This window comes from Brachymonas moutaii (nom. illeg.), from assembly GCF_049977365.1.
Taxonomy (GTDB): Bacteria; Pseudomonadota; Gammaproteobacteria; order Burkholderiales; family Burkholderiaceae_C; genus Brachymonas.
In genome coordinates this window covers 12,599-28,362 of record NZ_JBNGEN010000010.1, presented here as the reverse complement: position 1 = coordinate 28,362, position 15,764 = coordinate 12,599, and the positions used below count along the sequence as shown (strand labels likewise).

Sequence of the window (15,764 nt, the reverse complement as noted above, 5' to 3'; positions counted from 1 at the left end):
GTAGGATGACGGTTGTTTTAAACCCAACCCAAGGAGGCGTCATGATTGCAGATCGCATTCGTCAAGCACGATTGGCGGCAGGTCTGACCCTGGGTGCGTTGGGCGAACAGGTGGGTGTTTCTCACACCGCCATCCAGAAGTACGAGAAGGGTCTGCTGACGCCGTCGTCGACTCAGCTGCTCAAGCTGGCCCGCGCCTGCGGCATCCGGACCGAATACTTCTTTCGCACGCATACGGTTGAACTGCTGCAGCCCGAGTTCCGCAAGCTCTCGACCTTTGGCAAGACGGCGCAGGATGCGCTGAAGATCAAAGTCGTCGAGTTGGTGGAGAAGCGCGTGGAGTTGCTCGGCGCATTTCCCGAACTGCCGTTCCCGGCTTTTGCGCCGCCCGCGAATCTGCCCGAGCACATCACCTCGCTGGATGAGATCGATGCGTTCTCGGATTCGGTCCGCAACGCTTGGCAGTTGGGGCTAAATCCGATTGCTGACCTCACCGACACCCTCGAAGGCCTTGGCTTGCTGGTCATCGTGGTCGATGAAGAGAACCCAGGCTTCTCTGGCTTGACGGCCAAGGCACGGACCGAAGATGGCCGGGAGTATCCGGTCGTGGCTGTTTCCAAGCGCTGGCCCGGTGATCGGCAGCGGTTCACGCTGGCGCATGAGTTGGGGCACCTGCTGCTCGAAGGACGGCTGGCTGACGGTATCAACGAAGAGAAAGCCTGCGACCGGTTCGCCGGTGCCTTCCTGGCTCCGCGTGTCGCGGTGTTGCAGTTGCTTGGGGCACAACGCCATGCGCTGGAGTGGCAAGAGCTGTATGTGCTCAAGCACGAGTTCGGTCTGTCGATGACCGGATGGCTGCAGCGCGCCAAACAGTGTGGCGTGATCACCGAGGCCGCTCACCTCTCTATGTTCAAGCGGTTTTCGGCCAAGGGCTGGCGCAAGACCGAGCCTGGCCAACCACTGCCGCAAGAGCATCCCCGACTGTTTGATCAGTTGGTGTACCGCGCCTTGGCCGAGCAATACATTTCCGAAGGCAAGGCGGCGGAATTGCTGGGCATCCCGATGATGCGCTTCCACAAAGAACGCCAGCTGGAGTCATCGGATGCGGTTGCTCATCAGTGATGCGAACATCTTGATCGATATGGAAGCAGGAGCGTTGATGGAGACGCTCTTCCAGCTTCCGATGCAGTTCGGCATCCCTGATCTGCTGTACTACGAAGAAATTGAACCGGGCAGCCCTGGCCTTGAAGACCTGGGCTTGCAGGTCATGGAGGTCAGCGGCGACTTCGTGGCGTATGCCGAGCAGTTGCCAGGCCAGCACAACCATCTGCTTCCCGCGAAAAATGGTCCCAAGCCCAGTCACAACGACTACTTGGCACTGGCGCTTGCGAAGCAAGAGACTTGCACTTTGCTGACCGGCGACGCCAATTTGCGGATTGTTGCCAATAAGGAGCAGGTCAACGTCATGGGCACCATCGGGCTGCTGTGCGCCATGATCGAGAACCAGCTGCTGTCAGTCGACGACGCCTTCAAGGCACTTGACCGAATGAAGTCTGGCAAGCGACGGCTGCCCTGGCCGGAAGCCGAAAAAGTGCTGAACGCGCTGCGTTGATCAGGTTCTGCCATCGGCAGGCAACCATTGCGGGCCAGTGACTTTAGGCCAATGTCCGCTGCAACACGCTCCATGCGGCAGCCCAGTCGATCCGCTCTTGCTCCAAGCGAACGTTTTGTCCCCAGCGCTGCTGCTTGAGATCCCGATAGAGTTGCTGCTCTTGCTCCGTCAGAAGCGTCAGTTCCGTTGATGGATGCTGCGCCGATTCATCCACCCACAGCGCCTTGTGTTGCAGCAAGGTGCCCTCGTCCATGAGCACGGATTGCAACTCTGGAATGTATGAACGGGCTCGATGCAGGATGGCAAATCCATGGGTGTCCAAATCACCCCAGTAGATGCACTTCGCGCGGTCAAGCCAAGGGAAACGAGCCAACACGTCGACGTTATAGCCAAGGCGCATGAACACGACAGCGCCCGGCATGTCGGACATTGCCAGTCCCGTTTGAAGGTTCTCGACAATAAACACATGTGAGACGGGCAAATTGAGTCCCGCCAGGTCTTCCACTGGTGCAGTGATGTCACCCACGCCACCGACCCTCGCTCGCAATGCCTGATCCAGCACCCGCATTCGCACAAGGAGTGGAGGTGCTTTCAGTCCGCAGCGCTGGTAGAAATCCAGGTCGCTGGAAGAGTCCTCTTGTATTGCGGCCACCAGATCCGTCAGCAGTCCTTTGCGTCCATCGAGCCATTTGCTGTCCAGCCCGGACACCGGCAGCTGGCGGGGATAGAGGTCGGATTGCGGATGGTTCGCTATCCAATCCAGCATCTCTGCAAGCCGACGAAAATCGGCATCGCCGTAGTCCGCCAGGACATCAAAGTACCTCGGCAACTGCTGCGCCAGTACCGGCCAGCGAGCGGTGAGCGTCTGGTAGCGAGATTGAGCACACTCCCATCGTGCGGACTCACCAATCCACATGGCAACATCCTCTGGGCCGCGCAACGCCAGCTTCTCCGGCAGTCGCTGGACGCCAAGGGCTTTCCACCGGCGCTCACACCAGGACAAGGTGCCCGATGTTTGTACGGTGTTAGCCTGCCACCTTTGCCATGCGCTCAGCGGGTGCTTGTCGTGCACGTTGGCTGCTGTCACCACAGCGCTGTGCGCCAGCCCGGTGCGGCTGTCCACGCCAATGTGCAGCTTCATCCCGAAATACCACTGCTGGCCTTTGCGGGTTTGGTGCATCTCGGGGTCGCGCTGTTTGTCGGCGTTCTTGGTCGAGCTGGGCGCGCCGATGATGGTGGCGCCCACGATGGTGCCGGTACAGGGAGAGGAACTCCGTGATCTCGTCTGTCGACACCACTGCACGGTCGCCTTGCGAGTCCGCCTGGGTCAATCGCTGGCGAAGGTGGAGCAGCAGGATGGAATCAATGAACGTCAGCTGAGCGCGACGCAGCAGGAGTGGCACTTCGAGGTCGCCGGTATCTGCCTGGCGCGTGAAAGCCACTTGTACGTCTCGGTCGATAACCAGTTCGAGAAACAGCTCGGCAAGACGCCGACGGATCACCGCTTCGTCTCTTACCAAGATCGGCCAGAGTTTTGGATGCCGACGCCCGTCGAGCGATGGCCCTGCCAGTAGCTGCACCAGGGCGCGTCTGGTATCCAGTGCCAACTCGCCGCTGTCGCCCAAGAACAGGGTGTTGGCAGGTGTCTGAGCAGCATCTGGAGCGTGCGCGCCAAGGTTGAGCATCCGTTCCGCGTCGTCAAGCGCCAGTTCGGGCATGTGAAGGTGCGCTACCGCGGACTGAAGAAGAACACGGCGCAGTTGGTGACGCTGTTCGCTCTGTCGAACCTGTGGATGGCGCGTCGAGCGTTGCTGGCACTGGATGGACAACTCCGTCCGAAAGCGGCGAATGCGGCTTGAAGAACGCAGAAATGCAACCCTGGCGGCCTCAAATACGCTCCCAGGGGCGCGCATCGCACGCAGCGGATCGGTTGGTTCACAGCGTTCACGCCGGTGCTCGCACTGGATGTGGGTTATTCAGACTGTCCCTAGGCGAAGCGCTACAAATTTGCGAGCAATCCCCCACGGCGTGGGTGATCGGCGGCGCGCAGATCTATGCCCAGGCTCTGCCGCTCGCCCGGCGCATCGAAGTGACCGAGATCGACCAGAACTTCGTGGGTGATGCATTCGCCCCCTCGCTCGGATCCGAGTGGACCGAGACCGCGCGCACCCGCCATGTCAGCGCAGACGGCCTGCCCTTCAGCTTCGTGACGCTGGTGCGTGCCTGAAGGCGGGCTCGCCCCGCCGGTCAAGCCGCATCGATCTCCGCCAGCACCTCGGCCAGCACCACGGCCTGGTTGTGCTGCGTGTCGTGCGCGCCATAGACCAGCGTGATCGGGTGGCTGCCTGCAGCAGTCAGCACGGCACGCAACCGCTCTTGCTGCACGGGGGCGGCCAGCGCTGCACGGTATTGCGCGCGGAAGGCATCCCACCGCATGGGATCGTGGCCAAACCAGTGAATCAGCTCGGGCTGCGGCGCCAGATCGCGCGCCCACTCATCGAGGTGCAGGGCCTCCTTGCTGCGCCCGCGCGGCCAGAAGCGATCGACCAGCACGCGGTAGCCGTCGTGCGGCGTAGGGTCCTCATAGGCGCGTTGGATGGCAATGCGCCGGGCCGGGGTTTTCGTCACCATGAAGGCTTCTCCTTGACTCGTCATCCACCGGCGCGCTCTGGATCGGGCCAGAGTGCGGCCACACGCCGGCGCAGCACCGGCAGCACCTCCGCTGCGAACCAGGGATGGCGCACGAACCAGGCCTGGTTGCGCGGCGAGGGGTGCGGCAAAGCCATGATGCCCGGCCTGCTCGCATCGACAGCGCGCACCCGGGCCGCCAGGCTCTCGCGCCGAGCCTGCTGGCCGAGGTAGCGCCGCTGCGCGTAATGCCCAAGCAGCAGCACCAGGCCCAGGTGCGGCATCTGCGACAACAAACGGCCGTGCCACAGCGGCGCACATTCGGGCCGTGGCGGTGCGTCGCCGCCATTCCCGCGCCCTGGATAGCAAAAGCCCATGGGCAGGATAGCCACCCGGTTCTCGTCATAGAACTGGGCGGGCGCCAGTGCCAGCCAGTCGCGCAGGCGCTCGCCGCTCGCATCGCTCCAGGGCACGCCCGTGCCATGCACTCTGGCCCCCGGCGCCTGGCCCACGATCAGCAGGCGCGCGCCTGCACCCGCCTGCAGCACGGGCCGTGCTCCACAGGGCAACTGCATCGCACAGACACGGCAGTCACGCGCCCGGGTCAGCAGCGAAGCAAGGGAATCGTAGGCGCGGGACATCGCACGATTGTACTCCGGTGGCCGCGCCATGGCGTGCTGGTATGGACCTCGCTCGCTACCCCAGTCCGCTCCATGCCCTGGCGGTTCACAACGAGGGGACGCTCAATATCCGCGCGTCGGATCGATCATGTTGTCCGGCGACTCTCCGGCAGCAACGCGCAGGATGTTCGCTGCGATCTGCCTGGCAGAGGACGAGGGAATTGCCACTGACGCGAGATGCGGTGTGATAAGCACGTTGGGCATGCTCCACAGCGGATCTCCGGCCACCAGGGGCTCGCGCTCGAAAACGTCCAGCGTGGCTGCGCCGATGTGGCCGCTGCGCAGCAGGTCGGTCAGGGCCGCCTGGTCCACCAGGGCGCCGCGGGCAACGTTGACGAAGGCTGCGCCCGGCCGCATCCTCTCCAGGCGTTCGCGGTCGAAGAGCTTGTTCGTCTGTGGCGTGAGCGGCAGCATCAGCACGACGATATCCGCCTGGCTGATCACGGCATCGAGTGCCTCCATGCCCGCAAAGCACTCCACCCCCTCGATGTGCGCCGGGCTGCGCGACCAGCCCAGGGTCCGGAAGCCCTGGCGCTGCAGTTCATGGGCCGCCGTGGCGCCCAGCTGACCCAAGCCCAGCACGGCAACCGTCGTTTCGCCGGGCGCACGGGGATGGCGATAGGCCCATTCGCCCAGCCGCTGCGCCTGCTCGAAGAACGGAATCTCGCGTGCATGCCGCAGCACCGCGAACAGCACATAACCAGCCATCATCCGCGACATTTGCGGGTCGGTGATCCGGGTGATCGGGACGTTCTGTGGCAGATCCCGGCGGCCCACCAGGGAGTCGACGCCGGCGCCCAGGTTGATGATCAGCCGCAGGTTCGGCATCTGCTGGAAGAAGCCTTCCGGCGGCTTCCAGACCATTGCGTAATGGATGTCCTGTGGCCGGTCGATGGCGCTGGAGTGCACGACTTCCAGTGAGGGAAGCTGCGCCTGCAGCGCGTTCTTCCAGGTGTTGAAATCGTCGAAGTTGCTGTAGAAGGCCAGGGTGCCGAGGGCTGGTGTCATCGCGCTTCAGCTGCCCTGCCTGCTCTTGCGCACCAGCTGCGCGACGGCCTGGATGGCGAGTTCATACCCATCGCCGCCGAGCCCGGCGATCACGCCATCGGCCACCTTCGAGATGTAGGAGTGGTGGCGGAAAGGCTCGCGCTTCCAGATATTGCTCATATGGGCTTCGATGATCTTGCCCGGAAAGGACATCAGGGCATCCAGAATGGGGACCGAGGTGTAGGTCAGGCCTGCCGCATTGATGATGATGCCGTCGGCCACGCCGCGCGCCTCCTGGATCCAGTCGATCAGCTGGCCCTCGTAATTGGACTGCAGGAAACGCAGCGAGACATCGAGCGCAGCCGCTTTCTGCTCGCAGCGCGACTGCAGGACGGGAAAGCTGTCGCTGCCATAGTTCTTGTTGGCGTCCAGCCCATAGAGGTTGGCATTGGGGCCGTTGAGAAACCAGATTGTGATGGGGTGGTTCGAGGTGGTGGTGGTATCGCTCATGGCTTTGGGTCTCAGGCGTCGTAGGGGCGGGTGGCCTGCATCGCGGGCAAGGCCTGGAAGGCTGCGTTCCAGCGGGTGGCATGGGGGTGCGCGGTGCGCCAGTCCAGCTCGTGAAAACGGAAGTCCAGGTAGCCGAGGCCGCAGCCGATCGTGATCTCGCCAATAGTGGGCTGGTCGGTGGCGAGGTCCGGCGCGATGGCTTCGATCGCATCGAGGCAGGCAGCGACCTTGGTCAGCAGGGCCTCACGCCAGGCGGGCCACTGCACCTCCGGCGGGCGCGCGGTCAATTCGTAGCGCGCCAGCAGTGCGGCATCGAGCAGGCCATCGCCCATCGCCTGGCGGGTGAGCGCTGTCCACCGGGCATCGCCTGAAGCAGGAAAGATCTGCGTCGATCCCGCCCGGCTGGCCAGGTACTCGCAGATCACCCGGCTGTCGTACAAGGACTGGCCATCGTCCAGAATCAGTGTCGGCACCTTGGCCAGCGGATTGTGGGCGGCGATGCGGGGATCGCGCCGTACCGGGTGGGCGGCGCTGTCCAGCCATTCGATTTGGTCGGCCTGGCCTGTCAGGTGTGCGCAGACCATGACCTTGCGCACGAAGGGCGATGTGGTGGCGTAGAGGAGTTTCATGGTTCAGGGCACCAGTACCAGCTTGCCGAAGACCTTGCCGCTTTCCAGCAAGGTATGCGAGGCGGCAGCTTCCGCAACAGGGAAGGTGCCGTAGATACGAGGCTTGATCCGTCCATTGGCCAGCAATGGCACCACATGGTGGGTCAGGTCCTTGGCCATGCGGGCCTTTTCGTAATGGCTCTGCGGCCGCATGGTGGACGAATGCAGGCTCAGCTGCTTTTGCATCAGTGTCAGCAGTTCGAGGTTCACCGCCGAGCCCTGCATGAACGACAGGCTCACATGCCGCCCGCCAAAGGCCATGGCCTGCAGGTTGCGCCGCACATAGTCGCCGCCGACGATGTCCAGCACCACGTCCACGCCGCGCCCGCGGGTGAAGTCCAGGCAAGCCTGGGTGAAGTCGGTACTGGGCCAGTGGATTGCCAGGTCGGCACCCAGGTTCTTCAGTTCGTGGAAACGGGCTTCGTCGTTGTCGGTGACGATGACCGTGCAGCCCGCAGCACGGGCCATCTGGATCGCCAGCGTGCCGATGCCACCGGCGGCGCCGTGGACCAGCACGGTCTCGCCCATGCGCAGGCGGCCAAGTTCGAACAGGTTGTGCCAGACGGTAAACAGGCCCTCGGGCAGGGCTGCAGCCTCGATCGCAGACAGGCTTGCGGGCACTACGAAGGAATGCTCGACTGCAGCGGTGCACCAGGGTGCATAGCCACCACCGGGCACCAGGCTCATCAGCCGCTGACCAAGCAGCGCCTTGTCAGCCCCCGGCCCGCAGGCAACCACTTCGCCGCACACTTCCAGACCCAGCACGTCGGTAATGCCAGGTGCCGGCTTGGCCATACCTTGGCGCTGCATGATGTCAGGCCGGTTGACGCCGGCGGCAAGCACGCGCAGCAGTACCTCGCCAGCACCCGGCACGGGCATCGGGCGGTCGGCCAGCACCAGCACGCTGGCATCGCCGGGCTCGCGGGCAATGATGGCCTGCATCGATGCAGGAAGAGAGCTCATGGCTTCGGTCATGGCGATTGCTTGGTTTTTATTTCTGCGGATTGAAGACGCTGACACCCTCGTCGGGCAGGGCAAGCCCCGCGACGGAGCCGATGGGCCACTGCTGCATCGCGCCCAGGCCGGGGCTGCGAACCGTGACGACCTGGCGGTCCTTCATCGGGATGTCGACGTTGACGAAGGTATTGATGTGGTCGCCCTGGAAGACGTGGTTGATCACGGTGCCGCTCAGCACCGAGCCGGCATGCGGGCTCTCCAGCCGGATATGTTCCGGGCGAACGTAGACATCGAGCCGCTCGCCCTCATGCGATTCATCCACCAGCCGTGACTGCGGCAGGCTGAGCAGCCCCGAGCCCAGGCGCAGCAGGATATCGGTGGAGGTCTGGCCGTGGTAGTGGGCCGGCAGGATGTTCACGTCGCCCAGGAAGGAGGCCACGAACGGGTCCTGCGGATTCTGGTAGAGCTGCGCTGGCGGCGCGATCTGACGGATGACACCGGCGGACATGACGGCGATGCGATCGGACATCGCCAGCGCCTCGCCCTGGTCATGGGTGACGAAGATGGTGGTCAGGCCCAGGCGACGCTGGATCTCGCGGATTTCCACCTGCATCGAGCCGCGCAGGCTCTTGTCCAAGGCCGAGAAGGGTTCGTCGAGCAGCAACACCTTGGGTTCGATGACCAGCGCGCGCGCCAGGGCGACGCGCTGCTGCTGGCCACCGGAGAGTTCACGCGGCTTGCGATGCTCCAGGCCGTCGAGCTTGACCATGGCCATGGCCTCTTTCACGCGCTGGGTGATCTCGTCCTTGGGCATCCGGCGCATGCGCAGGCCATAGCCGATATTGCGCTCGACCGTCATGTGTGGAAACAGCGCGTAGTTCTGGAACATGACGCCGATCTGCCGCTTGTACGGCGGCTCACTGGTCACCAGTTGGCCGTCGATGAAGATTTCGCCGTTGTCGGCTTCGGCGAAGCCGGCAATCAGGTTGAGCAGAGTCGTCTTGCCGCAGCCCGAGGGGCCGAGCAGGGTAAGGAACTCGCCGCGCCGGACTTTCAGCGAAACCTCGTGCAGCACGGTCTGCTCGTGGTACTTCTTGACCACGCCCTCGAGGCTGACGGCGGTATGCCGTGCGCGCGGGCATCAGTCCCACTTCAAACATCGGGAAAGGAAGAGACGTTGATGACATGAGTTCCATCTCTGACGCGCCTTGGCTCGCGCCGACATCAAGAGCCTGTCCTTTTCAATTTTCGGAGTAATTGCAATGAGCGGAAAAAACCAATGGGTCGTTCCCGTCAACGGCGGTGATCAGTGGGGCGTGCGTGGTGAGGGCAACGACCGCCTCACGTCCATCCATGACACGCAGCAGCAGGCGATTGACCACGCCCGTGGCATCGCCATCAACCAACAGAGCGAGATGTTCATCCAAGGTCGTGACGGCCAGATCCGTGAGCGCAACAGCTACGGTCATGACCCGTTCCGGCCCAAGGGTTGATGTTGGGGTTGTCCTCGCGGGGTTGCCGTTCTGCTCTGCTCGTGCAAACCCGCGAGGCAACCATTCCCATCGGCACACGCACAAGTCATTGACGAACAACGTCGTCTGCGTGTGCCACGGCGAAGAAGTTGGCGCAGGTTTCGAGAGAAGATAGGGCGGAACAGGAGCGAACCGGGCGGGTCATGCCACTTGTGCCCTGCACGGCTGGCACACGCAGAACGGCGCGGAAGCCCGCGTGGTGTGCGGAATCCGCAAAAGAAAACGCCCAACCGAGAACGGTTGGGCGTCGATTTGTGGTGGCTCGGGGCGGAATCGAACCACCGACACGCGGATTTTCAATCCGCTGCTCTACCAACTGAGCTACCGAGCCTGAAGCTGAAATTATAGCGTCAAAAAAGAGGTTTACAAAAACGGAGTGAAAATTTGCCTGCCCCTGTGAGTATCAGGATGCTGCGGTGCCCGACAGTGTCAGCTGGCGGCCTTCTTGTCGCGGCCGATGTCGACTCCCAGCTGCTTGAGCTTGCGGTAGAGGTGGGTGCGTTCAAGCCCTGTCTTTTCGGCCACGCGGGTCATGGAACCGTTCTCGCGCTGGAGGTGAAACGCGAAGTAGGCGCGCTCGAAGATGTCGCGTGCCTCGCGCAGAGGACGATCGAGATCGAAGCTCTGCGAGGAAACGGGGCCGCTGGCTGCAGGGGATGTGGCTGCCAGGGAAGACTGGACATAGGCCACCGGTGCCGCCTGCACCGGCAGGACAGGCTGCTCGATGCCTGCAAGAATCTGCCCTCCCGCCACGGCTCCACCGGTCGCGACCGGTGCGGGAGCGGCAATGACGGGAACTGCAGCGGTCGCAGCTGGAGCTGCCTCACGCTGCAGGCCTTGCTGCACCGCTTTGAGCAGCTTCTGCAGCGTGATGGGTTTTTCGAGGAAGGAGAGCGCCCCGATGCGGGTGGCCTCGACCGCGGTCTCGATCGTGGCATGTCCGCTCATCATGATGACCGGCATGGTGAGGAGGCCCTGCCCTGCCCATTCCTTGAGTAGAGTGACCCCATCGGTGTCCGGCATCCAGATGTCGAGCAGAACCAGGTCGTAATGATTTTCCAGCCGTGCCTTGCGCGCCTGTGCAGCGTTTTCCGCCAGGTCCACGGTGTGGCCTTCATCGTTGAGGATCTCTGACAGCAGCTCCCGAATGCCAAGCTCGTCGTCGACTACCAAAATGTTCGCCATTTCGATGGGTGCCTTTCCACAAATACGCGGGATGTTGCGTCAATGATACAGGGAATTTGCCCCATCCGCGAAAGGGGTATGGACTTCCCGCCATGCAAAAAATCGCCCTGTGAGACGGCCTGTGTTGCGGGACCGTGCATTCATGTTCAGGCGGAAGGCGTCTCCGGGGACGATGCGCTGCGGGGTGTGCTGGCGGCGTTGGATTCGACGCTATCTGCAGCCTGAAAGATGAGGGAGATCTGGGCGCCGATGACTTGCCCGTCCTGCACGCGATTGGTGACGGTGAGGCTGGCCCCGTGTTCGTCCGCGATTTTCTTGACGACGGGCAGTCCGAGCCCGGTTCCCTTGGCCTTGGTGGTGACATAGGGCTCGAAGGCGCGCTGCAGGATGTTGTCCGGGAAGCCTCCCCCTACATCCAGGATGCTCATGCGCACCCGGCGGCTGGCCGGACGCCATTGGGTCTGCAGAAGCACAGGCTCGCTGGCGCGCCCGGCCTGCTCCTGCGCATCCTGGGCGTTCTGCACGAGGTTGTGTATGACCTGCCGGAGCTGTGCTGCATCGGCGAGCACGGGCATGCACCCGGGATCGAGTTCGGCCCGGATGGGGACGGTGGCGTTCTCGTCGCCGTAGAGATGCAGGATGTCGGTGATGAGGCCGTTGAGATCGAGGGGGCGCAGCTGGGCAGCAGGAAGGCGCGCATAGTCGCGGAATTCGTTGACCAGCCGCTTCATGGCGTCGACCTGTTCGACGATGGTGCGCACGGACTTGCGCAGCACGGCCTGCTCCTTCTCGGGCAGGGTGTGCATGAGCTTGAGTTCCAGACGCTCCGCCGAGAGCTGGATGGGGGTGAGGGGATTCTTGATTTCGTGCGCCAGGCGCCGTGCCACCTCTCCCCAGGCCTGGGTGCGCTGTGCGGAGACGATGGCCGAGATATCTTCAAAGACCAGCAGGCGCGCGTCGGGGATGGCGGCGTCGTGCAGGGTGGCTCCGCGCAGGACGAGGGTGATGGCATCGTGCTGCAGCCCTTCGTGCTCGGCGGGATTGAGTTCGAGGGTCTGCTGCCAGTAGGGGGAAGAGGACCGGGCGGCCGGTGCTGCCTCTCCGGCGCCCGGAGTCGCAGGAGCAGCGGCCTCCTGCGCTCCCTGGAGCGCTTGGGCGGCAGAGGGTGCGGAAACGGCAGCCACGACAGCAGAGTCGCCGGAAGGTTCCTGCAGGTTGTCGAACTGCTGCTGCACGACCTCGCCCAGCCGGGACATGCCGGGCAGACTGCCCAGGGTGTGGCCTTCGAGCGCAGCCGCCTCCTGTCCCAGAATGCGGGTGGCTGCAGGGTTGGCCGACACGATGCATCCGTTGGCTCGCAGCATGAGAACACCGGTGCTGAGGTTGTCGAGTATGGTCTGCAGTTCGCTGCGGGATGCGTCGAGCTCCACCACGCTGCTGCGCAGTGCCTGCTGGGTGTCGGCCAGCTGCTGGGTCATGCGCGCGAAGGCGTGGGTCAGGGTGCCCAGCTCGTCATGCCCCTGGTAGATGGGTTTGGGACCCAGATTGCCTTCGGCCACCTGCTGCACGCCTTCGGCCAGCATGAACAGAGGGCGAGTGAGCTGGGATGCCAGCAGCGCCGCCAGCAGCACAGCCCCAAAGACGGCCAGGATGAGCGTGAGGGTGAGGGTGCCTATGAACATGCGCTGCATGCTGGTGCGCGCCAGGGCACGTTCCTGGTATTCCCGGTTGGTGTCCTGCACCACAAGGGCATTGCGCAGCAGCTCGGGGGGGACGGTCTTGACGACTTCCAGCACCCAGGCCTGATCCAGTAGTCCGAACTGGCCCGGTCGCACGAGGCTGTAGGCCACGATGCGCGCGGCCGGAGCCTTGTCGATCGTGCGGGGGGTCGCGGCAGGGGTGGTGCTGGCCGCAGGGCTGTCGGGGGCAAAGGAGGTGGAGGCATCTCCTGCATCGTCGAGCCCTTCGAGCGACGTGTAGACAGGCTTGGTGCGCAGCGCGGCGCGCACGTCGGCGGTGGGGGCCGGCAAGGCATGGGTGGAGGACTGTATCCCAGCGCTGGCGATGCGCTGGCCGTTCTGGTCCCACAGGATGAGCTGATCGGCATTCTGCTGCACCCGCAGCTGTTCCAGGGTCAGGGCCAGGCCAAAAGGCTGTGCCACCCCGAGCTGGGTAGCGGCGGCCTGCGTCCTGCTGGCGGTATCGGCCGTGAGCGCATCCAGCACATTGCGCCCGAGGCTCAGGCCGGCATCGAGCGCGTGTTCGACCCGCACATCGAACCAGCTCTCGATGGAGCGTGTCACGAACTGATAGGACACGAGGTAGGTCAGGGCCCCCGGCACGCTGGCGACCAGAGTGAACACGGCGACCAGCTTGAGCAGCAGGCGGCTGCCGAACTTGCGGCGCCGGAAGCGCTTCCACACCCGCCAGCCCATCCAGCCGACCACGGCTGCGAGCATGCATCCGACAACCAGATTGGCCACCAGCAGGGTCTGGAAGTTGCGCTCGTAGGCTTCGGGATCGTTGGTGGCCTGGGCGAGCAGGAACATCAGCACCAGCGACATGGCGACGGTCAGGGCGGCCCCTACCGTGACGCCCCACCGGATGTTGCGCGAATTGCGCCAATACTGAAAGAAGGTGCGCAGCATGCAGATCCCCGCAGGATGGCCGATCCGGGATCAGGACCGGGAGAGGTCCTGCTGCGTCAGCCGAAAGTTGCGCTGGACGTCGAGATGCCAGTCGGCGCTGCCTGCCCCGATCTGCAGCAGGCCCTGCAGCTGGGAGGTGTCGAGCCGCAGACGGGCCTGGACCGTGTAGCGCGCATCGCTGCTCCAGTCTTCCTTGTCGAGCACCTGCCAATTGGAGATGCGCTGGATCACGGACAGGGCACTGGCGAGCGAATCGAAGTTCTGATTGAGCACGACACCGGTGGATCCCCGGCTGAAGGGCTCGTTGCTGGCATTGACCCGCCACTTGCGCAGCAGCGGCAGATAGGCGAGCCGCATGTAGCGGCGATGGCTGTAGAGCGAGCGGTCGGTCCAGTACCAGCGGTTGACGGTGGTGTCGGTCTCGAAGACGAAATAGACCGGCACCCCCTTGAGCAGGGTCTGCTGCACGGGCTCCGAGAGCGTGAAGCGGATGTTGCCGGTCATGCGCACGGCATCGCCCGCCATTTCGAAGCGCACATCGCTGAAGGCAGCCGAAGCCGCCTGCGCCGACTGGGTGAACCCCAGTGCCCCCCACAGGGACAGCGCCATGAGAACCAGCGCCAGTAGGCGGGCACGCCAGGCGCCGACACCGCGACACTGGCCCAGACGGCTGCGGCTGCCGTTCTGCGCCGTGCGGTCAGATCGAGGAAAGGAGGAGGAAAACGCTGCGAAAGACACGTGCCACACAAGGAAGCCCCGCTGCCGGACTCCGTTCGTCGCAGAGGAACGCTCAGGGAGTCTTGCGGAACAGGGCATAGAAAAATCCGTCATGATCGCGCAGCGGAGGCTTGAGGCTCACCCCTCCGTGCACGTCGTGGGGGCTATTGTCCCCTTCATCCAGAGACGACGAAAGGTGCAGTGGCAACAAATGCCCCGGCGCCGGAAGGGCGGCTGCTTCATTGTGGTGCGAAAGAAACGCCTCCTGCTGGGCTGCGCCCTCTTCCGTGAAGACCGAGCAGGTGCAATACAGCAGCACGCCCCCGGGCTTGACCAGCGGCCAGAGAGCCTCCAGCAGGCGGCGCTGCTGCCGGGCCAGGGCGTCGATGTCCTCGGGGCGGCGCAGCCAGACCACATCGGGATGCCGCGCCACGATGCCCGACGCCGTGCACGGTGCATCGAGCAAGATCGCATCATAGGTTTCGCCCTTCCACCACCCTGCCAGATCGGCGGCATCGGCTGCCTGCACCCGGGCCTGCACTCCCAGCCGCTGCAGCGTGTCGTGGATGCGGGTGCACCGCGCCGGATCCACATCCAGGGCGGTGACCTGCTCTACCCCGAGCTCCAGCAGATGGGCTGTCTTGCCTCCAGGCGCGGCACAGGCATCGAGCACGGTCCATGGACGTGACAGTGCGGGCAGGCTCTGCTGCAGCGCCTGCACCAGCAGGGGCGCCGCCAGCTGCGCGCCGGCATCCTGCACCGACACCCAGCCTTCCTGGAAGCCGGGCAACCGGGACACATGCACGGCCTGCTGCAAGGTCACGCCATGCGCACCGTTGCAGACCCCATCGAGCCCCGCTGGCCGCAGGTGATGCTCCAGATACTCGCGGGGCGTGCCTGCACGGGGATGTATGCGCAGGGTCATGGGTGCCGCCGTGGCACTTTCGCGCACGATGCGTTCTGCCACCTCCGCCCCATGCTCTCTTTCCAGACGCTGCCACCACCACCCCGGCACGTTCAGCAGGGCAGGCTGCTGGCGCGGACTGGCCTGGCACAGGGCCTCCATCCAGTGTTCCCGCTCCCGCAAGAAGCGGCGCAGCACCGCATTGATCAGCGCCGCCTGAGCCCGCGCGCGCGGCTGTCGCTTGGCTGCCTCCACCACCTGGTTCACCAGCGTAAAGGCCGTGTACTGGGCGCCCACCTCTCCCGCCATTCCTCCGTCCATGCGCGCGGCCAGGGCCAGCGCCACGAGCAGGAGCGCATCGACTGCAGGTGGTGGACGCCGGGGCACCAGCTGGTCGCGCAGCCAGCGTGCCTCTCCCAGATGCCGCAGGACGGCATAGGTCAGTGCCTGCACACCGGGGCGCAGGGGTTCCGGCACGGCTTCGAGCCGCACCGAGACACTGCTGCCGGTCTGCACTCCCTGCAGCACCCGCGCCGCCTCCTGCAGCTGCTGCCACAGGGGCACGCCCTGGGAAGCGCGTGCGTCGGTGCGCGCAGCCTCCTGCGTGCGGGAGGTGCGGCCAGGGCCGGACCGGTGCGGACGCAGAGGTCTGGAGGGAGGTGTCGGCGAGGTATTCATCGAAACGGAGAACAAGGGCAAGAAAGAGGCTGCGCGGGCACGCACGGATCAGGACGGTC

General features: G+C 64.4%; 16 protein-coding genes, 1 tRNA gene and 3 pseudogenes. 5 read left to right on the top strand and 15 right to left on the bottom strand.

The window, feature by feature from the left end; translation table 11 throughout:
* The first annotated feature begins 41 nt into the window (after window positions 1–41).
* Together ACP2WS_RS10335 and ACP2WS_RS10330 are read left to right on the top strand one after the other, a co-directional pair.
* Window positions 42–1,121 carry an XRE family transcriptional regulator gene (locus ACP2WS_RS10335; protein WP_045468382.1) on the top strand — a complete coding sequence of 360 codons (1,080 nt, stop codon included), beginning with the start codon at window positions 42–44 and terminating at the stop codon, window positions 1,119–1,121.
* On the top strand, window positions 1,102–1,611 hold the full coding sequence (locus ACP2WS_RS10330) for a PIN domain-containing protein (RefSeq protein ID WP_202635546.1): 510 nt from the start codon (window positions 1,102–1,104) through the stop codon (window positions 1,609–1,611). Before ACP2WS_RS10335 ends, ACP2WS_RS10330 begins: the two co-directional genes overlap by 20 nt.
* Before the next feature lie 43 nt (window positions 1,612–1,654).
* On the opposite strand, the gene ACP2WS_RS10325 is transcribed toward ACP2WS_RS10330, so the two are convergent.
* The 3 genes and pseudogenes from ACP2WS_RS10325 to ACP2WS_RS10315 form a co-directional block, all read right to left on the bottom strand.
* A complete protein-coding gene (locus ACP2WS_RS10325; protein ID WP_426460743.1) occupies window positions 1,655–2,683 on the bottom strand; it encodes a Wadjet anti-phage system protein JetD domain-containing protein in 1,029 nt (342 codons plus the stop codon).
* Window positions 2,674–2,866: pseudogene (locus ACP2WS_RS10320) on the bottom strand (transposase); the annotation flags it as partial. The pseudogene ACP2WS_RS10320 and the gene ACP2WS_RS10325, both read right to left, overlap by 10 nt.
* A 1-nt stretch (window position 2,867) precedes the next feature.
* Window positions 2,868–3,296: pseudogene (locus tag ACP2WS_RS10315) on the bottom strand (DUF4194 domain-containing protein); the annotation flags it as partial.
* Here ACP2WS_RS10315 and ACP2WS_RS10310 point away from each other — a divergent pair.
* Window positions 3,276–3,470, top strand: a pseudogene (locus tag ACP2WS_RS10310) (transposase); the annotation flags it as partial. The pseudogenes ACP2WS_RS10315 and ACP2WS_RS10310 sit on opposite strands and share 21 nt — an antisense overlap.
* Before the next feature lie 11 nt (window positions 3,471–3,481).
* Window positions 3,482–3,838 (top strand): dihydrofolate reductase, encoded by a 357-nt coding sequence (locus ACP2WS_RS10305; protein WP_426460742.1) that lies wholly within the window; start codon window positions 3,482–3,484, stop codon window positions 3,836–3,838.
* A gap of 20 nt (window positions 3,839–3,858) precedes the next feature.
* Here ACP2WS_RS10305 and ACP2WS_RS10300 read toward each other — a convergent pair whose 3' ends face one another.
* The 7 genes from ACP2WS_RS10300 to ACP2WS_RS10270 form a co-directional block, all read right to left on the bottom strand.
* The gene (locus ACP2WS_RS10300; RefSeq protein ID WP_426460725.1) at window positions 3,859–4,242 is read right to left on the bottom strand and encodes a DUF488 domain-containing protein; all 384 of its coding nucleotides are present in this window, start codon (window positions 4,240–4,242) and stop codon (window positions 3,859–3,861) included.
* A gap of 20 nt (window positions 4,243–4,262) precedes the next feature.
* Window positions 4,263–4,880: a uracil-DNA glycosylase family protein gene (locus ACP2WS_RS10295; protein ID WP_426460724.1), complete on the bottom strand. Its 618-nt coding sequence runs from the start codon at window positions 4,878–4,880 to the stop codon at window positions 4,263–4,265.
* A gap of 102 nt (window positions 4,881–4,982) precedes the next feature.
* The gene (locus ACP2WS_RS10290; protein WP_426460723.1) at window positions 4,983–5,927 is read right to left on the bottom strand and encodes a 2-hydroxyacid dehydrogenase; all 945 of its coding nucleotides are present in this window, start codon (window positions 5,925–5,927) and stop codon (window positions 4,983–4,985) included.
* Between the two features lie 6 nt (window positions 5,928–5,933).
* Complete coding sequence (locus ACP2WS_RS10285) at window positions 5,934–6,416, bottom strand: type II 3-dehydroquinate dehydratase (protein WP_426460722.1); 483 nt, start codon at window positions 6,414–6,416, stop codon at window positions 5,934–5,936.
* 11 nt (window positions 6,417–6,427) lie between these two features.
* Entirely contained in the window at window positions 6,428–7,045 is a 618-nt protein-coding gene (locus ACP2WS_RS10280) for a glutathione S-transferase family protein (RefSeq protein WP_426460721.1), read from the bottom strand.
* Window positions 7,046–7,048: 3 nt separating this feature from the next.
* The gene (locus ACP2WS_RS10275) at window positions 7,049–8,047 is read right to left on the bottom strand and encodes an NAD(P)H-quinone oxidoreductase (RefSeq protein ID WP_426460720.1); all 999 of its coding nucleotides are present in this window, start codon (window positions 8,045–8,047) and stop codon (window positions 7,049–7,051) included.
* A gap of 28 nt (window positions 8,048–8,075) precedes the next feature.
* The gene (locus ACP2WS_RS10270) at window positions 8,076–9,143 is read right to left on the bottom strand and encodes an ABC transporter ATP-binding protein (protein ID WP_426460719.1); all 1,068 of its coding nucleotides are present in this window, start codon (window positions 9,141–9,143) and stop codon (window positions 8,076–8,078) included.
* 160 nt (window positions 9,144–9,303) lie between these two features.
* On the opposite strand from ACP2WS_RS10270, the gene ACP2WS_RS10265 reads away from it, so the two are divergent.
* Window positions 9,304–9,534 (top strand): DUF2188 domain-containing protein, encoded by a 231-nt coding sequence (locus ACP2WS_RS10265; protein ID WP_426460741.1) that lies wholly within the window; start codon window positions 9,304–9,306, stop codon window positions 9,532–9,534.
* Between the two features lie 294 nt (window positions 9,535–9,828).
* On the opposite strand, the gene ACP2WS_RS10260 is transcribed toward ACP2WS_RS10265, so the two are convergent.
* The 5 genes from ACP2WS_RS10260 to rsmB form a co-directional block, all read right to left on the bottom strand.
* A tRNA-Phe gene (locus tag ACP2WS_RS10260) sits at window positions 9,829–9,904 on the bottom strand.
* 98 nt (window positions 9,905–10,002) lie between these two features.
* Window positions 10,003–10,758: a response regulator gene (locus ACP2WS_RS10255; RefSeq protein WP_426460718.1), complete on the bottom strand. Its 756-nt coding sequence runs from the start codon at window positions 10,756–10,758 to the stop codon at window positions 10,003–10,005.
* 146 nt (window positions 10,759–10,904) lie between these two features.
* Entirely contained in the window at window positions 10,905–13,406 is a 2,502-nt protein-coding gene (locus ACP2WS_RS10250) for a sensor histidine kinase (RefSeq protein ID WP_426460717.1), read from the bottom strand.
* A gap of 30 nt (window positions 13,407–13,436) precedes the next feature.
* On the bottom strand, window positions 13,437–14,015 hold the full coding sequence (locus ACP2WS_RS10245; RefSeq protein ID WP_426460716.1) for a DUF4390 domain-containing protein: 579 nt from the start codon (window positions 14,013–14,015) through the stop codon (window positions 13,437–13,439).
* Window positions 14,016–14,196: 181 nt separating this feature from the next.
* On the bottom strand, window positions 14,197–15,705 hold the full coding sequence (gene rsmB, locus ACP2WS_RS10240) for a 16S rRNA (cytosine(967)-C(5))-methyltransferase RsmB (RefSeq protein ID WP_426460715.1): 1,509 nt from the start codon (window positions 15,703–15,705) through the stop codon (window positions 14,197–14,199).
* Window positions 15,706–15,764: the final 59 nt, after the last annotated feature.

Excerpts from the sequence above, each read along its gene's own strand:
- ACP2WS_RS10335 (WP_045468382.1), top strand. The coding sequence starts at position 42 with ATGATTGCAGATCGCATTCGTCAAGCACGATTGGCGGCAGGTCTGACC.
- ACP2WS_RS10330 (WP_202635546.1), top strand. The coding sequence starts at position 1,102 with ATGCGGTTGCTCATCAGTGATGCGAACATCTTGATCGATATGGAAGCA.
- ACP2WS_RS10305 (WP_426460742.1), top strand. The coding sequence starts at position 3,482 with ATGCAACCCTGGCGGCCTCAAATACGCTCCCAGGGGCGCGCATCGCAC.
- ACP2WS_RS10300 (WP_426460725.1), bottom strand. The coding sequence starts at position 4,242 with ATGGTGACGAAAACCCCGGCCCGGCGCATTGCCATCCAACGCGCCTAT.
- ACP2WS_RS10295 (WP_426460724.1), bottom strand. The coding sequence starts at position 4,880 with ATGTCCCGCGCCTACGATTCCCTTGCTTCGCTGCTGACCCGGGCGCGT.
- ACP2WS_RS10290 (WP_426460723.1), bottom strand. The coding sequence starts at position 5,927 with ATGACACCAGCCCTCGGCACCCTGGCCTTCTACAGCAACTTCGACGAT.
- ACP2WS_RS10285 (WP_426460722.1), bottom strand. The coding sequence starts at position 6,416 with ATGAGCGATACCACCACCACCTCGAACCACCCCATCACAATCTGGTTT.
- ACP2WS_RS10280 (WP_426460721.1), bottom strand. The coding sequence starts at position 7,045 with ATGAAACTCCTCTACGCCACCACATCGCCCTTCGTGCGCAAGGTCATG.
- ACP2WS_RS10275 (WP_426460720.1), bottom strand. The coding sequence starts at position 8,047 with ATGAGCTCTCTTCCTGCATCGATGCAGGCCATCATTGCCCGCGAGCCC.
- ACP2WS_RS10265 (WP_426460741.1), top strand. The coding sequence starts at position 9,304 with ATGAGCGGAAAAAACCAATGGGTCGTTCCCGTCAACGGCGGTGATCAG.
- ACP2WS_RS10255 (WP_426460718.1), bottom strand. The coding sequence starts at position 10,758 with ATGGCGAACATTTTGGTAGTCGACGACGAGCTTGGCATTCGGGAGCTG.
- ACP2WS_RS10250 (WP_426460717.1), bottom strand. The coding sequence starts at position 13,406 with ATGCTGCGCACCTTCTTTCAGTATTGGCGCAATTCGCGCAACATCCGG.
- ACP2WS_RS10245 (WP_426460716.1), bottom strand. The coding sequence starts at position 14,015 with ATGGCGCTGTCCCTGTGGGGGGCACTGGGGTTCACCCAGTCGGCGCAG.
- rsmB (WP_426460715.1), bottom strand. The coding sequence starts at position 15,705 with ATGAATACCTCGCCGACACCTCCCTCCAGACCTCTGCGTCCGCACCGG.